The organism is Streptomyces sp. NPDC057445 (assembly GCF_042802855.1).
Classification (GTDB): Bacteria; Actinomycetota; Actinomycetes; order Streptomycetales; family Streptomycetaceae; genus Streptomyces.
Map to the genome: position 1 here is coordinate 61,180 of NZ_JBHVDH010000001.1, position 18,552 is coordinate 79,731.

Genomic DNA, 18,552 nt, shown 5'->3' on the forward strand with positions numbered 1-18,552 from the left:
AAGGGTCAGGCCTTCGGACCGGCGCCGGACTCGACGCGCTTCTTCAGGCCCGCGAGGGCCCGGTCGATGATGACCTTCTCCGCCTTGCGCTTGATCATGCCGAGCATCGGGATCTTGACGTCGACGGTCAGCTGGTACGTGACCTCGGTGCGCTTGCCTCCGTCGACCGGCGCCAGCGTGTACGAGCCGTCCAGCGAGCGCAGCATCTGCGACTTGACCAGGGTCCAGGACACCTGGTTCTCACCGGTCCAGGTGTACGCGAGCGTGTGGTCGTCCTTGATCGCCCCGGCGTCGAGCACCAGCCGGACCTGCACCGCGCGCCCTTGGTCGTCCTTCTCCAGGACCTCGGTCTCCTGCACCTCGCCCGTCCACTCCGGGTAACGCGCGAAATCGGAGATCACCCCCATCACATCGGCCGGTGCCGCGTCGATGGTGATGCTCGAGCTGGTGTGTTCCGCCATCGCCGGGCTCCTCCAGTGCTGTCCGGACGGGGTTGCGTTGTGCAATCTACCGTGACCGGACCGGTCACCATTCCAGGGCCCACGGCCTCCCCGTCGCGGCGAAGTGCCCGACGTTCACGCACTCGGTCGAGCCGATCCGCATCCGGCGCGCCAGCGGCTGGTGGACGTGTCCGAACAGGGCGTACCGCGGCCGGGTCCGGCGGATGGCGTCCAGCAGGGCCCGGCTGCCGCGCTCGAAACGGCGCGGAACGACGTCGTAGGTCAGCTCCGGCACGTCGGGCGGGATGTGCGAGCACAGGACGTCGACCTCGCCGATGGCCTCGACCTTGGCGGCGTACTCCTCGTCGGAGATCTCGAAGGGCGTGCGCATCGGCGAGCGCAGTCCGCCGCCGACGAAGCCGAAGACCCGTCCGTCGAGCTCGATGCGCTCGCCGTCGAGGACCGTGGTGCCGGGGCCCGCGTACTCCGGCCAGAGGGAGGGGATGTCGACATTGCCGTAGGTGGCGTATGTCGGTGTCGGGAGGGCGGCGAACATCTCGGCGTACTGTCTGCGCACCGCGGAGAGGATCGCCGCGTCGCGGTCGAGTCCCGCCCAGAGCCGCTGCCCGAGCGCGCGGGCCTCGTCGAAGCGGCGGGCGGTGCGGAGTTCGACGATCAGATCGGCGTTCTCGACGCCGAAGAGGTCGGGGAAAATGCCGCGCGAGTGATCGGCGTAGTCGAGGAAGAGCACCAGGTCACCGAGGCAGATCAGGGCGTCGGCCCCTTCGCCGGCCCTGGCCAGATCCTTTGCGTTCCCGTGCACGTCGCTGACCACATGAACTCGCATGCCGATCACCCTAGGGTCGTCGGCCGACGGTGGGTAGAGGCGGCTGGACCTGCGGTTACTACCGAGTGCTCCGACGGGTGGAATAGGGTTCACGATGCGACGTCACACCGATGTGACGCACAGAACATCTGGCCGGGACCCCCTATCCGGAACCAAGTACTGATGGGTAACGTCCGGGCAGTCCCCGGTGCGTTCACACAGAGCCGTGGCGCCGGCGCCCGATGAGGAGCAGCAGTCTTGCGCGAGTTCAGCCTTCCGGCCCTGTACGAGGTCCCTACGGACGGCAATCTGACGGATCTCATCCGCCGCAATGCCACGCAGCATCCGGATGTGGCAGTCATGGGCAGAAAGGTCGCAGGCGTCTGGACGGACGTCACGGCCACCCAGTTCCTGGCCGAGGTGCGGGCCGCCGCCAAGGGCCTGATCGCCGCCGGCGTGCAGCCGGGCGACCGGGTCGCCCTGATGTCCCGCACCCGCTACGAGTGGGTCCAGCTGGACTTCGCGATCTGGAGCGCCGGCGCGGTGACCGTGCCGGTGTACGAGACCAGCTCCGCCGAGCAGGTGCAGTGGATCCTCGGTGACTCCGGGGCGGTCGCGGTGATCGTGGAGAGCGACGCGCACGCCGCCGCCGTCGAGTCGGTACGGGAGGGCCTGCCGGCCCTGAAGCAGATCTGGCGGATCGAGGACGGAGCGGTCGAGGAGCTGACCGCCGCCGGCGCGCAGGTCTCCGACGGGACGGTCGACGAGCGCAGCGCCGTCGCCAAGGCCGACGACCCGGCGACGATCGTCTACACGTCGGGCACCACCGGCCGCCCCAAGGGCTGTGTGCTCACCCACCGCGCGTTCTTCGCGGAGTGCGGCAATCTGGTCGAGCGTCTCAAGCCGCTGTTCCGCACGGGTCACAGCTCCGTGCTGCTGTTCCTGCCCGCGGCCCATGTGTTCGGCCGCATGGTCGCGCTCGCGCCCGCGATGGCGCCGATCAAACTCGGCTGCGCGCCGGACATCAAGAACCTCACCGACGAACTGGCCTCGTTCAGGCCGACGCTGATCCTCGGTGTGCCGCGCGTCTTCGAGAAGGTCTACAACTCCGCGCGGGCGAAGGCCCAGGCGGACGGCAAGGGCAAGATCTTCGACAAGGCCGCCGACACGGCCATCGCGTACAGCCGGGCGCTCGACACCCCGCAGGGCGCGTCGTTCGGGCTGAAGCTCAAGCACAAGGTCTTCGACAGGCTCGTCTACAGCAAGCTGCGTGCGGTGCTGGGCGGCCGTGGCGAGTTCGCCATCTCCGGCGGCGCACCGCTGGGCGAGCGCCTCGGCCACTTCTACCGTGGCATCGGCTTCACGGTGCTCGAGGGGTACGGCCTCACCGAGACCTGTGCGGCCACGGCGTTCAACCCCTGGGACCGCCAGAAGATCGGTACGGTCGGGCAGCCGCTGCCGGGCTCCGTGGTACGGATCGCCGACGACGGCGAGGTCCTGGTACACGGCGAGCACGTCTTCAGCGGCTACTGGAACAACGAGGCGGCGACCGCCGACGCGCTGGCCGACGGCTGGTTCCACACCGGTGACATCGGCACGCTCGACGAGGACGGCTACCTCGCGATCACGGGCCGGAAGAAGGAGATCCTGGTGACGGCGGGCGGCAAGAACGTCGCCCCTGCGGTCATCGAGGACCGCATCCGGGCGCACGCGCTGGTCGCGGAGTGCATGGTCGTGGGTGACGGGCGGCCGTTCGTGGGCGCGCTGGTCACGATCGACGACGAGTTCCTGGCCCGCTGGGCCGCCGACAACGGCAAGCCGGCCGGTTCGACGGCCGCTTCGCTGCGCGACGACGCGGATCTGCTGGCGGAGGTCCAGCGGGCGGTGGACGAGGGCAATGCCGCGGTTTCCAAGGCGGAATCGGTGCGGAAATTCCGCATCCTCACCTCCCAGTTCACGGAGGAAGCCGGCCACATCACGCCGTCGCTGAAGCTGAAGCGGAATGTGGTGGCGAAGGACTTCGCCGACGAGATCGAGGCGATCTACCGGGCCTGAGGGTCAGAACCCGTCGGTGACCCGGACCAGGGCGCGCGCTCCGCGTGTCGTCGCGCAGCCTGCGCGATGGCCGCGGAGCAGCAGCACGGCGGTGCACAGCACGACGAACGCGACGGCGGCGCCGGTCACGGCGACAAGACCGGTGAGCCGCCCGAGCGCGGCAGCGAAGGCGAACGCCGCACCCCAGACGAAGGCGGCGCAGAGCCGGTCCTTCCTGTTCGTGGGACACCCGCAAGGCTGCGTCCTGCGTCTGCACGGCCGGTCGGTCACCGCGTGTCCTCCTCGAGGATTCGCTGAATGTTCCGCTCGGCGAGCGCGGTGATCGTAACGAACGGGTTGACACCGATGGAGCCCGGGACGAGGGCCCCGTCGGTGACATAGATGCCCGGTGCGCCTCTGACCCGGCCGTAGTTGTCGGTGGCCCGGCCGAGGACACAGCCGCCGAGCGGGTGGTACGTGAAGTCGTCGGCGAAGGTCCTGTTGCCGCCGAAGAGGTCGTAGCGGTAGATCGTGACGTTGGCTCTGTTGATGCGGTCGAAGAGGCTCTTGGCCGCGCTGACGGACGGCTGGCTCTGTGCGCGGGCCCAGTTGAGACGCGCCGAGTCCGTGGCGGCGTCGTAGGTGAACGTGCCGCGCTCCGGGTTCTGTGTGATCGCCAGGTAGAGGCTGATCCAGTGCTCGAAGCCCATGGGCAGCGGGGCGATCTCCGCGAAGACCGGGTTGGCCGCGTTGTTCCAGTCGTCGATGCCCATGACCGGCATGGTCGCCTGGTTGGCTCCGACGGTGTCCCACAAGTGGTTGGCGCGGGCCGTCATGACATTGCCGTTGGTGCCCCAGCCGGTGCCGACGTCGGCACTGAGGTCGGGCAGTGCTCCCGACTCGCGGGCGCGCAGCAGGAGTTCGGTGGTGCCGAGGCTGCCCGCGCCGAGGAAGAGCCGGTCGCAGCCGAACTCGCCGGTGGCGACGACCTTGCCCGTCAGGTCGATCCGGTCGGCGGTGACGACATAGGTGCCGTCGGGCTGTCTGCGGACGGCGCGTGCCCGGTGCAGGGTCTCGATGGTGACGTTGCCCGTGCCGAGCGCGGCGGCGAGATAGGTACGGTCGAGGCTGCGCTTGCCGTGGTTGTTGCCGTAGATGACCTCCCCGGCGAGGGCGGACCTGGTGGCCTGGCCGGCGGCTTCGCGCTCCATGTACCCGAAGTCGTACACATTGGGCACGAAGGTGGTCCTCAGACCGGCGTTGGCGGCGTGCTTCCGCGAGATCCGGCTGAAGCGGTACCACTCGGTGGCCTCGAACCACGCGGGGTTGACGGTGTTGACGCCCAGCATCTGCCGGGCGCGCGGGAAGTACGTGTCGTACATCTCGGCCGCGTCGACGCCCGGCAGCATCCGGGAGAAGTACGCGCGCTGCGGGGTGACCGCCATTCCGCCGTTGACGAGCGATCCGCCGCCGACACCGCGCCCCACGTACACGGACATGTTGTCGTAGTGGACGCGGTCGAGGACGCCGGGGTACGGGCTGATGTTCTTGTTGACGACATCGAGCCAGAGGAACTGGGCGAGCGGTGCCTCGGTGCGGGTGCGGAACCACATGGAGCGCCGGTCAGGGGCGGATGTGGTGCAGAACACCTTTCCGTCGGGCCCGGGGGTGTCCCACAGGCGGCCCATTTCGAGGACGAGGGTACGGATTCCGGCCTCACCGAGGCGCAGGGCGGCGACGGCCGCGCCGTAGCCGGATCCGATGACGAGGGCGGGGGTGTGGTTGTCGGCCGTCCCGGCGGGGCGGGCCGCCGCCCGGGCCGGGGTGAGCGTGATGCGGGTCAGGCCGAGGGCAGCGGCGGTCTGGAGGGCGCCGAGACCCAGGAGGTGACGGCGCGTCAGATTTGATGTCATGTGCGCAGCATGGGCGGATTATTCGATTCCGCCTATCTGCTGCGCAGGGCTTTTTCTGTGGGGCGCAAGAGTGCCGTTTGCGCCAGGACGGACCGGAGGGCGTCCGCCTCGAACTTCCGACGGGCTCGTCCGACGCATCCCGTACGGCCACCGCGCGCCCGGAGACCCCGGTATCGACGTACCTCGTACCGTCCCCGCGCCCGGTGCCCCCCTGGACAGCGGACAGCGGACAGCGGACAGCGGACAGGCCGGAGACGTGCCGGTCCGGATCACCGGCACCCGGGCGCAGCCGCACGGCCAGGTCGTGTCCGCGAAGCAGCGCCGTCCGCCCGCAGGACAGGGCCTGCGGCGTCCGGTGCACGCTCTAGAGCAGGGTCCTGAGCTTGTCCGCGAGGAGATCCCAGCGCCACTTCTCCTCCACCCATTCCCGTCCGCGCTCGCCCATCCTGCGGCGGAGTTCGGGGTCCTGGAGCAGGGTCACGATGCGCTCCGCCGACTCCTCCGGGGCGCCGCCACGGACCACCCAGCCCGTCTCGCCGTCGAGGACGGCGTCCGGCGCGCCGCCCGAGTCACCGGCGACGACCGGGAGGCCGGTCGCCGACGCCTCCAGGTAGACGATGCCGAGGCCCTCCACGTCCAGCCCCCCGCGCCGCGTACGGCACGGCATGGCGAAGACGTCACCGGCGCCGTAGTGCGCCGGCAGCTCCTCCCAGGGGACGGAGCCGGTGAACCGGACGGACGCGGCCACGCCCGTCGACCGAGCGAGCCCCCGCAGTTCGGCCTCGTACGGTCCGCCGCCGACGATCAGCAGTACGGCGTCCGGAACCTTCGCCAGGATCGAGGGCATGGCGAGGATCAGCGTGTCCTGGCCCTTGCGCGGTACGAGCCGGGACACACAGACGACCACGGGGCGGTCGGCCAGCCCGAGCCGGTCCCGCACGGCGTCGCCCCCCGAGTCCGGATGGAAGGTCTTCTCGTCGACGCCGGGCGGCAACTGCACCATCCGTCCCGCCGCCTGGGGCGTGAGCGCGCGGGCGATCCGCGAGCGCGTGTACTCACCGAGGTAGGTGATCGTGTCCGTGCCTTCGCCGATCCTGCGCAGGAGCTGCCGGGACACAGGCAGCTGCGCCCATCCGGCCTCATGGCCATGGGTCGTGGCGACGAGCCGCCGGGCGCCCGCCCTGCGCAGCGCGGGCGCCATCAGCCCGAGCGGGGCGGCGGCCCCGAACCACACCGACGTACAGCCGTGCTCCCGCAGCAGCCCCACGGCCCGCCGGGTGACGCGCGGCGTGGGCAGCAGCATGGTCGTACGGTCCCTGACCACCGTGAAGGGCTGCTCGGCGTCGAACGCGGCCGTCGCCTCGATGCCCTCCCTGCCGTGCTTCCAGGTGGAGGCGTAGACGACCAGCCGCTCGGGGTCCAGGCGCAGCGCCATGTTGTGGAGAAACGCCTGGATGCCGCCGGGCCGCGGCGGAAAGTCATTGGTCACGATCAGGGTCTTGTCCATCGCCGCCGACAGTACCAATGGCGGCCATGCCTCTTCGCCGGTGCGCGCCCCTGCCGGGCATCATGACAGGCCAGAACCGAATGAAACGTCGAAAATACAGACGAGGTGGACATGAAGAGCGCCGCCGGCGTATCCCTCTCCGTCGCGATGTGGGTCCTCACCAGGGCCGCGCTCCTGCTCTGCGTCCTGAAGGTGATCCTCGTCCGCGGTCCTGATGTGACCAGCGATGTCGCCGTGATCTACCGGGGCTGGTACGAGGTGCTGAGGACCGGCACATACCCGGTGGACGACGTCACCTGGCAGTACCCGCCCGCCGCCGCTCTCGCGATCCTCTCCCCCGCCCTCCTCCCCTTCCTCGGCTATGTCACGGCCTTCTTCGTTCTCTCACTGGTCTGCGACGCGGTGGCGCTCGGGCTGCTGCTCCATGCGGGGAGGCGGCCCGGCAGGTCGCTGAGAGGAGCCTGGACCTGGGTCGCGGGGGTGCCGCTGCTCGGGCCGACGGCGTACGCGCGATACGACCTGATGGTGACGGCCGTCGCGGTGGCGGCCCTGCTGGCCGCCGCCCGCCGGCCCGTGGCCGCCGGCGCCCTCGTCGGCTTCGGGGCGTTGCTGAAGGTGTGGCCGGTGCTGCTGCTGGCCGGTGTGCGGCAACGGCGCACCTGGGCAACCGCCGCGTTCACAGCGGGCGCGCTGCTGCTGCTCTTCGCCGTGGCCGCGCCGGGGGCACTGGCGTTCCTGACGTTCCAGCGCGACCGGGGCACGGAGATCGAGTCGCTGGGTGCGCTGGTCTTCCATGTGGCGCGGTACGCGGGGTGGTGGGACGGTCAGGTGCTGCTGAACTACGGCTCGATGGAGTTCCTCGGCCCGTACGTCCCGCTGGTGAGCGGGGTGGCGATGGCACTGACCGTGCTCGCGCTGGGCTGGCTGTTGGTGTGGCGGCTGCGGGCGACGGAGTTCACGACGGGCACCGCGCCGGACGCGGCGTTCACGGCGGTGCTGTTGTTCACGACGACGAGCCGCGTGATCAGCCCGCAGTACATGATCTGGCTGGTCGGTACGGGCGCCGTGTGTCTCGCGTTCAGGTCGAGCAGGATGGCTCTGCCCGCCGTCCTGGTGCTGGCGGCCACCGGCGTCACGTTCCTCGAGTTCCCGGTCTGGTTCTCCCATGTCGTGGCCGGCCACCCGCTGGGCATCGCTCTGCTGGCCCTGCGCAACGGCCTGCTGGTGGCGGCCACGCTGCTCGCCTGCCGGCGGCTGTGGACGGGGACGGTGTCCGGGCCGTGGCGGCACGGGCGCCGTGGGCCGCTGGCTCAGCCGGTGCGCGACAACGAGCTGCTCAGGTACCCGGGCGGCGGTACGGGGACGACCCGCCGGAACGGACGGGCGAGCGCCGCGCAGCGGCCCGCCACGGCCAGGGCCGTCGCGAGGCGGGCCCAAGGAAGCCCGAGGCCCGACAGTCCGTAGGCGAGGGGCAGTCGGAGGAGGGCTCCGGCCACGGTGATGCGAGAGATCCGAGGACACCCCCGCGAGCTTCTTCCACCGCGACGTCTCCCCCGTCCGCGCGGAGGAGACCGACGGCCCTTCCGCCGGGGCTGTTCCGCATCGCCCGGGCGACGGGCACCGAGGAGGGGCACCGGCCGGGAGCGATCGCGGATCCGACCGCGACATGAGAGGCCGGTGTCTCCTCCTCGGCCCCGTGGACGGCCGTCAGGTACGCCCGCTCAGCCGCCCGGCCGGGCGCTCACGTACTCCCGCTCAGCCGCCCAGCCGGGCGCTCACGTACTCCCGCCAGTCCGCGGTGAACGCCTCCAGGTTCGTGCCCAGGACCTCGTGCAGCGCGCGCTCCAGCGCGTCCTCGCGCCGCGCCGACGTGCCGACCGCCCGGTAGAGGCCGGCCAGGGCCTCCGTCCCCCAGCGCTCTGCGATCAGCCGGCACGCCAGCCAGCCGCCCTCGTACGCGCGGCCGAGGGCCTCCGCGTCGGTGCCGAAGCGGAAGGCGTCGTCGGCCGGGAGCCGGGAAGGCAGGTCACCGGCGCGGACCGCTCGCCGCAGTTCGGGGGCGGCCTCGGCGGCCGTGCGACCCGTGGCACGGTAGGCGACCCAGTCGGCGAAGCCCTCCGACAGCCACATCGGGGTCGCCGGGGAGGTCTGGGCGCGGGTGGCGACATGGGTGGTCTCGTGTGTGAGGACCACACGGCGGCCGAAGTCGCCGAGCATTCCGTACGCCTCGGGGTTCACGATCACCCGGTCCGCAGGCGCCGATCCGCTCCCCCTGGTCTCGCCCGTGGTGACTGCCGCGATCCCCCGGTACCCCGCGGCGGGCGAGCCCAGCAGCCTGCCCATCGCCTCCAGCGAGCCGGGCACCAGGACCACCACACGGCCCGCCCACCTCCCCGGCCAGGCGGCCGAGACCGCGGGCACGGCACGATCGGCGTCCGCCGCGATCCGGCGCAGCCGCTCCTTGTCCTGGCCCACCCCGAGCACCAGGCTGTGGCTGCCGCGTACGACCTCGACGTCGCCCTGCTGCCAGAGCTGCTGGGCGCCGCCGCGGGCACGGTCGGCCACGACGTACCAGCGGCCGTCCCGCTCGGACAGCTCGAGGGTGCGGTCCATGGTCACGGGAGCGCTGTCGTAGCCGTCCAGCCGGTAGCGCAGCTGGGCATCGGCCCTGGCCCGGTCGCCCTCGCGGCGCACACCGGTCAGCCGGTACTCCCACGACCGCAGCGGGACATCGGCGAGGTTCGCGAACTCCGTGCGCCCGGCGGCGCGCAGCTTCCCGTCGAGAGCGGCCACGAAGCCCGCCTCGTCGTGGCCGAGCACCGCCGCGGCCCGTCCGTCCAGCACCTGCTGGATGTCTCGGGCCGTCGTGTCCGGCGGGGGCTCTGCGCAACCGCCGCCCGCCAGGAGCAGCCCGGCGGCGGCGGCGAGCGCCAACGCCCGCCGCCGTGTCGTCCCGCGCTCACGAAACCCCTGACCAGCCACCCTGCCGATCGTACGGTCCCGTCGTCAGGGACGGGTCACGGAGGCGATCGGCATCATGGCGACGGGGTCGTAGCGCACCGAGGCCCCGGGGTAGGGCGCGTGGACGACCTGCCCGTTGCCGACGTACATCGCGACGTGGCTGGCATCGGAGCGGTACGTCACGAGGTCCCCGGGTCTCGCCTCCGACAGGGACACCTGCTGCCCCGCGTAGCGCTGCGCCTGGGAGGTGCGCGGCAGCCCGACGCCCGCCTGCGCGTACGACCACTGTGTGAGTCCGGAGCAGTCGAAGCCGTTGGGTCCGTTGGCGCCCCAGATGTACGGTCTGCCGACCACGCTCTTCACCGCCGTGACCGCGGCCGCCGCCCGCGACGACGCTGGGCCCGGGCCCGAGGGGATGTCCGGCAGCAGGTCGGCGCGAGCGGAGCGGGAGGTGCGGCCGTAGGCGTCGCGCTCGGCGGAGGGCAGGGAGTTCAGCAGACGCCGGGCCGCGGCCAGCTTTCCCTCCACGGTCCGTTTGTGGCGAGCGACCGCGGACCGGGTCAGCTCCAGCTCTGCCAGCTTGCGCCTGGCCTCCGCGCGCTCCTGACCCAGGCTGTGCCGGGCGCGCCCGAGGTCACGCAGGGCGGCCGTCTGGCGCTCGCTGAGCCGGTCGAGGAGCGCGGCCTTGTCGAGGTAGGAGTCCGGGTCGTCGGACAGCAGCAGCGCCAGGGCGGGATCCATACCGCCCGAGCGGTACTGGGCCCCCGCCACCGAACCGAGCGATTCACGCATCCGGTTGATGCTCTCCTGGCCGCGCGCCGCGCTGTCCTGCACGGCGGCCACCTCCTCGCGCAGCCGGTCGGCACGCTCGTCGGCCTTGTTGTACTGCTCTGTGGCCTTCTCGGCCTCTTCGTACAGCCGGTCCACCTCGGCCCGCGCGGCCCCGGGGGTGTCGCGCGGGTCGGCGCCGGCCGGTGCCGCTCCGAACGCGGCCGCCGCGGTGGCCGCCGCGGCCGACAGAACAGTGACCCGGGCACCACGGTGGAAACCGGAGAATCCCGATGACGAGGTGGGTCGGCGATGGGACGCCACAGGAGCCGCACTCCCTTCCGCTGGACACAACGGCCTGTCAGCCATTGCGCGGCAGAGAGTAGCCGTGCGACTACGGGGCGGCCAAAAGCCTTACGGGCCGGGAACAGTGACGCCCCGCCGGAGACCACGAGGTCACCGGCGGGGCGTACCGTCAGCTGCGGATTCCGCAATTCGCCCGAATGGGCGCCTTTTCCGGCCCTCGGGAGTCCGGCCTCAGATCCGGACGCCGAACTGGAAGGTGCCCATGTAGTCCATCGACTCGTAGCGGACCACCGCACCCGGCTTCGGGGCGTGCAGGATCTGGTTGTTGCCCGCGTAAAGTCCCACATGGGAAAGGCCGTTGAAGAAGACCAGGTCGCCCGGCTTGAGCTGGCTGCGGCCGATCTTCACACCGTCGTTCTGCTGGGTGTACGTGGTGCGTGTGATGCCCACGCCCGCCTGGCGGTACGACCACTGCGTCAGGCCGGAGCAGTCGTAGGAGTTGGGGCCCTCGGCTCCGGAGACGTAGGGCTTGCCGAGCTGGGTGGCTGCGGCGTTCAGGGCGGCGGCGCCGCGCTGCGAGGCCGGCACCTCGTTGCCGAGGTCCACGCGCTCACCCGCGTCGCGGCTCGCGCGCTGCTCCTGCTCCTGCAACTTCGCCCGCTCGGCGGCGGTCAGGGTGTTGAGGAGCTTCTGCGCCTCGGCGAGCTTGCCCTGGAACGACTTCTTCTTCTCGCCCAGCGTCTTGCGCACGTCCTCGAGGTCGGCGAGCTTCTTCGCCGCCTCCGCGCGCTGCTGGGCGAGGGTGCGCTGCTTCGACTGGATGTTCTCCAGGGCGTCGGTCTGCTTGGCACCGAGCTGGTCGATCGCGGACGCCTTGTCGAGGTAGGTGTCCGGGTCGGAGGAGAGGAAGAGCTGGACGGCGGGGTCGATACCGCCGGAGCGGTACTGGGCACTGGCGACCGAACCCAGGCTGTCACGCAGGGCGTTGACCTCGTCCTGGCCGCGGGCGACCTTGTCCTGGATCGCGTCGACCTGCTTCTGCAGCTTGGTCTGCTGCTCCTTGGCCCCGTTGTACTCCTCGGTGGCCTTCTCGGCCTCCTCGTAGAGCGCGTCGACCTTCGCCTTGACCTCGTCCTTGCTCGGCTTCGCCGGGGCGGCCTGGGCGGCCTGGGAGGTCAGGGCGACGGCCGCGGCGGCGGTCGCGGTGAGCACGGTCACGCGGGTGCGGCTCGGCTGCTTGGGACGACGGTGGGACGCCACGAAGGCGAGCTCCTTCTTCCTCGAGCCGCCTACCGGGCAGTGGGGGGTTGATTCCCCGGCTCCGCGCAGGCTTCAGCTCCCCCGCAAAATTGGGCTGAACTGCACGAAATCGGCGGTTCCTTCGCTGCCATCCCCGATGGATGATCAACCGTGCGAAGGTTCGAGGCCTGACCCTAGTGACCTCACTGTGATCAGTTCAAATCCTCATGAGAAAAAACTGTCGCTCGCAGCACATTTTTTACACTCATCGCACAGGTAGTGATGGCCACTTGACACTACGTTCCGCGAAATCGGGCATTAAGCCCAGCAGTTACGAGACGGGCCAATCGGACTAGACGCGCGAAAGCCGCTTCAGCAGCATGGCGGAGGCGACCGGCCTCGCGCCCGCCTTCGCGACACCGTCGGCGACTTCGCGGTCGGTGGAGACCACGACGACCGGCCGGCCGGGCGGCTCGGCCCGTACGAGCTGCCGGATGAGCTCGTCCGCGGTCACCCCCGGCTTGGAGAACAGCACGCGCACGCCACGCGGCGGCGCGAGCAGCACGGGAGCCGCCAGTTCGGCCCCGTCGAAGACACAGGTGATCTCCGCGCCCGTCTGGGCGGCGAGCATCGCGAGACCGCCGAGCAGCCGCAGCCGCTGCTTCTCCAGCGGCATCGTCGGATAGCCGGTCTTGGTGACGTTGTATCCGTCCACCACGAGATGGACCTGGGGCAGCGAGAGCAACTGGTCGAGGAGCGCCGGATCGGTCTCGGACAGCGCCCGTGCGGCGATGTCCTTGGGCGTCATCCGGCCCGGCTCGACCGCGTCCACGGTGTCGGCGGGATGGAGCGACGCAGGGGGCAGCGCCAGTTCCCGGCGCAGCCCCTGGGCCGCGTCCAGGACGGTGTCCAGCAGCAGCCGTACCCGCATGTCCTCGATCGAGCGGCCCTCGCGGGCCGCCCTGCGGCCCGCCTCGACCGCCGACTCGGCCTCCGCGAGGCGGGCCCTGAGCCGCCGCGCCTCGCTCTCGGCCGTGGACACCTGGGCCTGCGCCTCCGCCTTCGCCGCCTCGGTCTCGGCGGCCAGGCGACGCAGGGCGGCCTCACCGCGCTTCACATCGCTCTGGGCACTGCGCAGCTTGCGGTGAAGCGATTCGGCTTCCTTGCGGGCGGTCTCCAGTTCGGTGCGCAGCCGCTCGGTCTCGGCCCTGGCCTGTGCCTTGAGCCGGTCGTTCTCCTCGCGCAGCCGGTCCAGCTCACGCCGGGACTCCTCGTCGGCGCGCTCGGCGTCCGCGCGCTGGGCCTCCTCGCCCGCCGCGGCCACCAGCTTCACCCAGCCGACCGGGCGCAGCACATAGGCCGCCGCGGCCACGTCGACGGGGTCGGCGGCCGCGGGCGGCGTCCCCGACTCCAGCGCCCGGGCCAGCTCCGGCTGCGAATCGCGCAGCCACTCGCCGATGCGCTGGCGGAACACCGCGTCCCCCTCGAGAGCGGCGGCCATGGCGTTGCCCGCGAACTTGGCGCGGCGCGTAGGGGTGAACCGTGCGTACTGCCGCAGCTGGGCGGGGAGGTCGCTGACGGTCAGCCCGCCGAACGCGTCCGACACCAGGGCGACGACCCGTCGCCGTACGCCTTCGGGCAGCGGGCGGTCGAGCGCCTCGGCCGCGCCGCCGGCCGCACCGGCCGGTCCGGCGCTGTCAGGCTGCTCCACGATCCGTCACCCCTACTGTCTCCGTGCGTCCGGGCGTCTGCCGTCAGGAGCCCGCGCCCGGCCTGTCCACCAGTTCGATCTGGTCCACCGCGTTGCACCAGCGGCAGCGGACCGACTCGATGGTCTCACTGACCACCTCGCGCTCCTCCACCGTGGGCTCACCCGCGAGGTCCAGATGGACGTATTCGACGACTCTGGACGAACGGGTCACATCGAAGCGGGTGAGGTTGCCACAGAGCGTGCAGCGCCACCGGGTGGTGGCGGTCGGTGTGGGCACCGTCGTCATCATGCCGTCCTCGTCTCGTCGCGCGTACTGCCCGTAACCCTACGACCTCGGGGGCGTGCCACGACACGGCGAGGCGCTGCTTCCCACCCGTCCCGGTACGCCATGCTCTGGACATGATCGAGTGGCGGAGGGCGGTCGGGGACACGGTCGGAGGCGCGGTGCGAGGCCCGGCGGTGACGTACGGAGTGATCGGCCTGTGCTGCCTGCTGTTCGTCGCCGGTCCGGTCTCCGGGCTCAACCCCTCGTACGGCACCGGGGACACCCTGCTCGTGTCGACGACGTCCTACTTCGAACGCTGGGGCGTGATCCCCAGCGAACTGATGCGCAGTTCCCCCCGCGCGCTCCTCACCCCGCTGACCGCGCTGTTCGTCCACGGCAGCTGGCTGCACCTGCTGGGCAACATGCTGTTCCTCTATGTCTTCGGCGCGATGGCGGAGGAGCGGATGGGGCATCTGGAGTTCGCGCTCTTCTACATCGGCTGCGGCTATCTGGCGCTCCTCGCGTACGCGGCGGCGAACGCGGAGTCGGCACAGACACTGGTGGGGGGCTCCGGGGCGATCTCCGGAGTGCTCGGCGCCTTCCTCTGCCTCTTTCCGCGGGCACGGGTGACGAGTCTCTTCCCCTTCCTCTTCTTCCTGCCGCTGCGGTTCCCCGCATGGATCGTGCTGCTCTTCTGGTTCGTCCTGCAGTGGCTGGCGGAGGCGCAGAGCACGTCGTCGGGCCCGGGGGTGGCGTATCTGGCCCATCTCGTGGGCTTCGTGATCGGCTTTCTCTACGCGTGGGGCCGTTTCCGGCAGGGGGCTAGAGTGAAAGCCCAAGCCACGGCCACCGAGGGAGACAACCAGCCGTGATCACCGCGATCGTGCTCATCAAGACCAGCGTGGACCGCATCCCGGAGATCGCCGAGGCGATCGCCTCGCTGGACAGCGTCAGCGAGGTCTTCTCGGTCACGGGTACGTACGACCTCATCGCGATGGTCCGGGTCGCCAAGCACGACGATCTCGCGGATGTCATCCCCGGGCGCATCAGCAAGATCCCGGGCGTCGAGGCGACGGACACGCACGTGGCGTTCCGTACGTACTCGCAGCACGACCTCGAGGCGGCGTTCGCGATCGGCCTCGACGCGTAGACCGTGTCCGGGCGGCCTTCGAGGACCGGCCCGCGGCGTCGGGTGCGGTGCATCGCACGACGGTGGGCGCCCGCCCGGAGGCTGGGGAAGGTCGGGTCGCCCCCGTACTCGACGTACTTGGAGTCCGGCAACGCCGCGGCCCGGGCGGAGCTCTGGAGGAACCTCGGGACCCGACAAGCCCACCCACCCGGAAGGGCCGCAGTCGAGAGGCCCCTTCGCTGCCGCGTTCAACCCCCTCCCGTGCCCCGGGCACGGAGACGCCAGGCGCCCGCGAAGCCCGGCACGTTCGGCCGGGCCGCACCGGGGAGCGGGCCGCGACGGCGGGGCTCCGCCGCCACGGCCCACCGGACGCCTTCTCATACCGCCGGGACGCACCTGCCGTCCTCGGTACGGTAGTTCCACTTCGCACCGTCGCGGACCAGCTCCTTCACCGCCCGTACGAAACGCTCCACGTGCTCGTCCGGTGTACCGGCCCCGAAGCTGACCCGGATCGCGTTGAGGGACCTCTCGCCCGGCTCCGCCTCCGGGGCACCGCACTCGCCCACGTCCTGCGGGTCGCTCCCGAGCAGGGTGCGCAGGAGCGGATGGGCGCAGAAGAGCCCGTCCCGTACGCCGATGCCGTACTCGGCCGAGAGCGCCGCGGCGAAGTGCGAGCTGTTCCAGCCCTCCACCACGAACGAGATGACGCCGACTCGAGGAGCATCGTCGCCGAACAGCGACAGCACCCTGACCTCCGGCACCTCGGCGAGGCCCGCGCGGACGGCGGCGACGAGGTGCTGCTCACGCGCGACGAGCGCGTCGAACCCGGCCTCCGTCAGCGCCCTGCAGGCGGACGCGATCGCATGGACGCCGATGACGTTCGGCGAACCGGCCTCATGGCGGGCCGCGGTGGTGTGCCAGTCCACGTCCACCCCGCCGTCGGCACGACGCGCGACCCTGCGCGAAGCGCCGCCGCCCGCGAGGTACGGCTCCGCCTCCCGCAGCCAGTCCGCACGTCCCGCGAGCACACCGGAACCGAAGGGCGCGTACAGCTTGTGCCCGGAGAAGGCGACCCAGTCGACGTCCAGATCCCTTACGGAGACGGGGTGGTGGGGCGCGAGCTGGGCGGCGTCCAGGACGATCCGCGCGCCATGGGCGTGGGCGACGGCTGCGAGTTCCCGCACCGGCCAGAGCTCACCGGTCACATTGGACGCGCCGGTGACACAGACCAGCGCGGGCCCGACCGGGTCTCCCCAGCTCGAGGAGCCGGGGGAACGGTCGCGGCCGGCGAGGGCGAGCTCCAGGGTCCGCACCGCGTCGCCCGGTGTGCGCGGCGCGTCGAGGCAGGTCACGCGGGCGCCGGTCCCCCACGGCAGCAGCGAGGCGTGGTGCTCGGACTCGAAGACGAAGACCTGGCAGTCGTCGGGGAGGGCGGAGGCGAGCAGATTCAGCGAGTCCGTCGTCGAACGGGTGAAGACGACCTGGTCGTCTTCCCGGCAGTCGAGGAACTCATGGACGGTCACCCGGCTGTTCTCGAACAGATCGGTGGACAGCTGCGAGAGATACCCGGCGCCGCGGTGCACGCTGCCGTAGTAGGGGGCGTAGGCGGCCACGTCGTCCCACACCCGCTGCAGGGCCGGCGCGCTGGCCGCGTAGTCGAGGGCGGCGTACGTGACCTCGCCACCGGTCACGAGCGGAACGGTGACGTCCCGGCCGAGTACGGGCAGCGGGGCGGCGCAGCAGGGGTCGGTGTCGGTGGTGGGGACGGCGACGGAGGCGACAGCGGCGGTGGCAGGTGCGGCGACGGTTGCTGTGGCGGTGGCGGTGGCGGTGGCGGTGGCGGTCGCGTTCAGGCGTGCGGACATGGCGGTATCTCCCGGCAGACAAAGGCGAATTGGCTGTGACGAACCCGCGCGGCGGCAGAACTGCCGTCCGGCATGCGGGTGTTGCCTCGACGCACGGCGACGCCGTGCGGAGGGTGGGAAGGGGGCCGAGAGGCCCTAGCGCATTCGCTTGCTCACGAGAACTGCTCCCTCGAGGACCAGGACCCCAGGGGTGGCAAGGGGTCCGCGCTTGCCGCGGACCTCGCTGCCCACGGCCTGGTCTTCACCCGGGGCACCCCGCCACGGACGGAGGGTTGCCGGACAGCGGGCCGGGGCCGTAATCGCTGTCACTCATGACCTTGGAAAGCATCCTGCCATACGGCGGGGAACGCGCAAGGCGCAGTCCGCACTCTGGACTGCGCCCTGCGTCAGGAGCCGTGGCCCCGGCCGGATGCCGGATGCCCGGTGTCAGCGGTTGCTCGCCGCCACCCACCGCTCCAGTGCACGTCGGGCGGCGCCCGAGTCGATCGACTCCGACGCCTTGGCCATACCGGCCCGCAGTTGCTCCACCAGAGTGCCCTCGCCCGGTTCCAGCGCGGTCAGTGCCGCCGCCGAGTTGAGCAGGACCGCGTCCCGGACCGGGCCGGTCTCGCCGGCCAGCAGCCGGCGCGCGACATCCGCGTTGTACGAGGCGTCGGCGCCGCGAAGTGCCTCCACCGGGACCGGCTCGATGCCCACGTCCCGGGGGTCGAAGGCCTCCTCGCGCACCGAGCCGTCGCGTACCACCCAGACCCGGGAGGTCGCGGTCGTCGTGAGCTCGTCCAGGCCGTCGTCCCCGCGGAAGACGAGCGCGCTGGATCCCCGCTCGGCCAGCACCCCGGCCATGATGGGCGCCATCCGGGCATCGGCGACGCCCGTGGCCTGGGCCCTCACCCGGGCGGGGTTGGTGAGCGGCCCCAGGAAGTTGAACGTCGTCCGGATGCCGAGCTCCTTGCGGGCCGCGGCGACGTGCCGCAGCGCGGGATGGAACTTCACCGCGAAGCAGAAGGTGATGCCCGCTTCCTCCGCGACCTCGGCGACCCGCTCCGGGGTCAACTCCAGATTGACGCCGAGCTTCTCCAGCACGTCAGAGGCACCACTCGCGCTGGACGCGGCACGGTTGCCGTGCTTGACGACCTTCGCGCCGGTGCCGGCCACCACGATCGCGGACATGGTCGAGATGTTCACGGTCTTGGCACCGTCACCACCCGTGCCGACGATGTCGACGGTCCGCCCGGGCACCTCGATCACCCTGGCGTGGTCGTACATCGTCCGTACGAGTCCGGAGATCTCCTCGACGGTCTCGCCCTTGGCCCGCAGTGCGACGGCGAACCCGGCGATCTGCGCGTCGGTCGCCTCCCCCCGGAGGATGCGGTCCATGGCCCAGGCGGTGGCGTCGGCGCTCTGGTCGCGTCCGTACAGCAGGGAGTCCAGTACCTCGGGCCAGGAACGGCCCGCCGCGGTAGGTCCTCCTGCGGGGGTCACAGCGCTCATGGCCGCTCCTGGGTCCGTACGTACAGGTATGGCACCACCCTATCCACCCGGATGGACGGCAAAGAGCCCCGTCCATCGAGTGGACGGGGCTCCAGCC

General features: G+C 71.3%; 16 protein-coding genes and 1 riboswitch. Of the genes, 4 read left to right on the plus strand and 12 right to left on the minus strand.

Translation table 11 applies throughout. The features are described 5' to 3' along the window. Positions 1 to 5: 5 nt before the first annotated feature. Both ACFU5O_RS00295 and ACFU5O_RS00300 read right to left on the minus strand, forming a co-directional pair. Positions 6 to 461: an SRPBCC family protein gene (locus tag ACFU5O_RS00295; RefSeq protein WP_384234502.1), complete on the minus strand. Its 456-nt coding sequence runs from the start codon at positions 459 to 461 to the stop codon at positions 6 to 8. A gap of 64 nt (positions 462 to 525) precedes the next feature. After that, a complete protein-coding gene (locus ACFU5O_RS00300; RefSeq protein WP_384234504.1) occupies positions 526 to 1,287 on the minus strand; it encodes a metallophosphoesterase in 762 nt (253 codons plus the stop codon). Between the two features lie 237 nt (positions 1,288 to 1,524). On the opposite strand from ACFU5O_RS00300, the gene ACFU5O_RS00305 reads away from it, so the two are divergent. Next, positions 1,525 to 3,321, plus strand: coding sequence for an AMP-dependent synthetase/ligase (locus ACFU5O_RS00305; protein WP_384234506.1), 1,797 nt, complete (start codon positions 1,525 to 1,527; stop codon positions 3,319 to 3,321). A 3-nt stretch (positions 3,322 to 3,324) separates the two neighbouring features. Here ACFU5O_RS00305 and ACFU5O_RS00310 read toward each other — a convergent pair whose 3' ends face one another. The 3 genes from ACFU5O_RS00310 to ACFU5O_RS00320 form a co-directional block, all read right to left on the minus strand. After that, complete coding sequence (locus tag ACFU5O_RS00310) at positions 3,325 to 3,591, minus strand: hypothetical protein (RefSeq protein ID WP_384234508.1); 267 nt, start codon at positions 3,589 to 3,591, stop codon at positions 3,325 to 3,327. Beyond that, on the minus strand, positions 3,588 to 5,213 hold the full coding sequence (locus ACFU5O_RS00315) for a GMC oxidoreductase (RefSeq protein WP_384234510.1): 1,626 nt from the start codon (positions 5,211 to 5,213) through the stop codon (positions 3,588 to 3,590). Before ACFU5O_RS00315 ends, ACFU5O_RS00310 begins: the two co-directional genes overlap by 4 nt. Before the next feature lie 364 nt (positions 5,214 to 5,577). Continuing rightward, the gene (locus ACFU5O_RS00320; RefSeq protein WP_384234512.1) at positions 5,578 to 6,720 is read right to left on the minus strand and encodes a glycosyltransferase family 4 protein; all 1,143 of its coding nucleotides are present in this window, start codon (positions 6,718 to 6,720) and stop codon (positions 5,578 to 5,580) included. Between the two features lie 111 nt (positions 6,721 to 6,831). Here ACFU5O_RS00320 and ACFU5O_RS00325 point away from each other — a divergent pair, with 111 nt between their 5' ends. Next, positions 6,832 to 8,184, plus strand: a complete 1,353-nt coding sequence (locus ACFU5O_RS00325) for a glycosyltransferase 87 family protein (RefSeq protein WP_384234514.1) — start codon at positions 6,832 to 6,834, stop codon at positions 8,182 to 8,184. 291 nt (positions 8,185 to 8,475) lie between these two features. Here the strand turns inward: ACFU5O_RS00325 and ACFU5O_RS00330 are convergent, their stop codons facing one another. The 5 genes from ACFU5O_RS00330 to ACFU5O_RS00350 all read right to left on the minus strand — a co-directional run bounded on the left by ACFU5O_RS00330 (position 8,476) and on the right by ACFU5O_RS00350 (position 13,991). Then, a complete protein-coding gene (locus ACFU5O_RS00330; RefSeq protein WP_384234516.1) occupies positions 8,476 to 9,702 on the minus strand; it encodes a hypothetical protein in 1,227 nt (408 codons plus the stop codon). Between the two features lie 24 nt (positions 9,703 to 9,726). Then, positions 9,727 to 10,773 carry an NlpC/P60 family protein gene (locus ACFU5O_RS00335; protein ID WP_384234518.1) on the minus strand — a complete coding sequence of 349 codons (1,047 nt, stop codon included), beginning with the start codon at positions 10,771 to 10,773 and terminating at the stop codon, positions 9,727 to 9,729. A 213-nt stretch (positions 10,774 to 10,986) separates the two neighbouring features. After that, the gene (locus ACFU5O_RS00340) at positions 10,987 to 12,015 is read right to left on the minus strand and encodes an NlpC/P60 family protein (RefSeq protein ID WP_384234520.1); all 1,029 of its coding nucleotides are present in this window, start codon (positions 12,013 to 12,015) and stop codon (positions 10,987 to 10,989) included. A gap of 331 nt (positions 12,016 to 12,346) precedes the next feature. Then, on the minus strand, positions 12,347 to 13,705 hold the full coding sequence (locus tag ACFU5O_RS00345) for an NYN domain-containing protein (protein WP_384234522.1): 1,359 nt from the start codon (positions 13,703 to 13,705) through the stop codon (positions 12,347 to 12,349). Between the two features lie 43 nt (positions 13,706 to 13,748). After that, positions 13,749 to 13,991, minus strand: a complete 243-nt coding sequence (locus tag ACFU5O_RS00350) for a hypothetical protein (protein WP_384236314.1) — start codon at positions 13,989 to 13,991, stop codon at positions 13,749 to 13,751. A 113-nt stretch (positions 13,992 to 14,104) separates the two neighbouring features. Between ACFU5O_RS00350 and ACFU5O_RS00355 the strand changes: the two genes are divergently transcribed. Together ACFU5O_RS00355 and ACFU5O_RS00360 are read left to right on the plus strand one after the other, a co-directional pair. Then, complete coding sequence (locus ACFU5O_RS00355; protein ID WP_384234524.1) at positions 14,105 to 14,842, plus strand: rhomboid family intramembrane serine protease; 738 nt, start codon at positions 14,105 to 14,107, stop codon at positions 14,840 to 14,842. After that, positions 14,839 to 15,120: an Lrp/AsnC family transcriptional regulator gene (locus ACFU5O_RS00360; RefSeq protein ID WP_384234525.1), complete on the plus strand. Its 282-nt coding sequence runs from the start codon at positions 14,839 to 14,841 to the stop codon at positions 15,118 to 15,120. The genes ACFU5O_RS00355 and ACFU5O_RS00360 overlap by 4 nt, the downstream gene beginning before the upstream one ends. A 356-nt stretch (positions 15,121 to 15,476) precedes the next feature. Here the strand turns inward: ACFU5O_RS00360 and ACFU5O_RS00365 are convergent, their stop codons facing one another. Beyond that, entirely contained in the window at positions 15,477 to 16,964 is a 1,488-nt protein-coding gene (locus ACFU5O_RS00365) for an aminotransferase class V-fold PLP-dependent enzyme (RefSeq protein WP_384234527.1), read from the minus strand. A gap of 199 nt (positions 16,965 to 17,163) precedes the next feature. After that, a riboswitch (SAM riboswitch) is annotated at positions 17,164 to 17,281 on the minus strand. A 109-nt stretch (positions 17,282 to 17,390) separates the two neighbouring features. Next, positions 17,391 to 18,455 carry an anthranilate phosphoribosyltransferase gene (gene trpD, locus ACFU5O_RS00370; protein ID WP_384234528.1) on the minus strand — a complete coding sequence of 355 codons (1,065 nt, stop codon included), beginning with the start codon at positions 18,453 to 18,455 and terminating at the stop codon, positions 17,391 to 17,393. Positions 18,456 to 18,552: the final 97 nt, after the last annotated feature.

Bases quoted from the DNA above. Each gene is read 5' to 3' on its own strand.
- ACFU5O_RS00365 (WP_384234527.1), bottom strand. From the start codon at position 16,964: ATGTCCGCACGCCTGAACGCGACCGCCACCGCCACCGCCACCGCCACC.
- ACFU5O_RS00355 (WP_384234524.1), top strand. From the start codon at position 14,105: ATGATCGAGTGGCGGAGGGCGGTCGGGGACACGGTCGGAGGCGCGGTG.
- ACFU5O_RS00315 (WP_384234510.1), bottom strand. From the start codon at position 5,213: ATGACATCAAATCTGACGCGCCGTCACCTCCTGGGTCTCGGCGCCCTC.
- ACFU5O_RS00320 (WP_384234512.1), bottom strand. From the start codon at position 6,720: ATGGACAAGACCCTGATCGTGACCAATGACTTTCCGCCGCGGCCCGGC.
- ACFU5O_RS00325 (WP_384234514.1), top strand. From the start codon at position 6,832: ATGAAGAGCGCCGCCGGCGTATCCCTCTCCGTCGCGATGTGGGTCCTC.
- ACFU5O_RS00295 (WP_384234502.1), bottom strand. From the start codon at position 461: ATGGCGGAACACACCAGCTCGAGCATCACCATCGACGCGGCACCGGCC.
- trpD (WP_384234528.1), bottom strand. From the start codon at position 18,455: ATGAGCGCTGTGACCCCCGCAGGAGGACCTACCGCGGCGGGCCGTTCC.
- ACFU5O_RS00350 (WP_384236314.1), bottom strand. From the start codon at position 13,991: ATGACGACGGTGCCCACACCGACCGCCACCACCCGGTGGCGCTGCACG.
- ACFU5O_RS00300 (WP_384234504.1), bottom strand. From the start codon at position 1,287: ATGCGAGTTCATGTGGTCAGCGACGTGCACGGGAACGCAAAGGATCTG.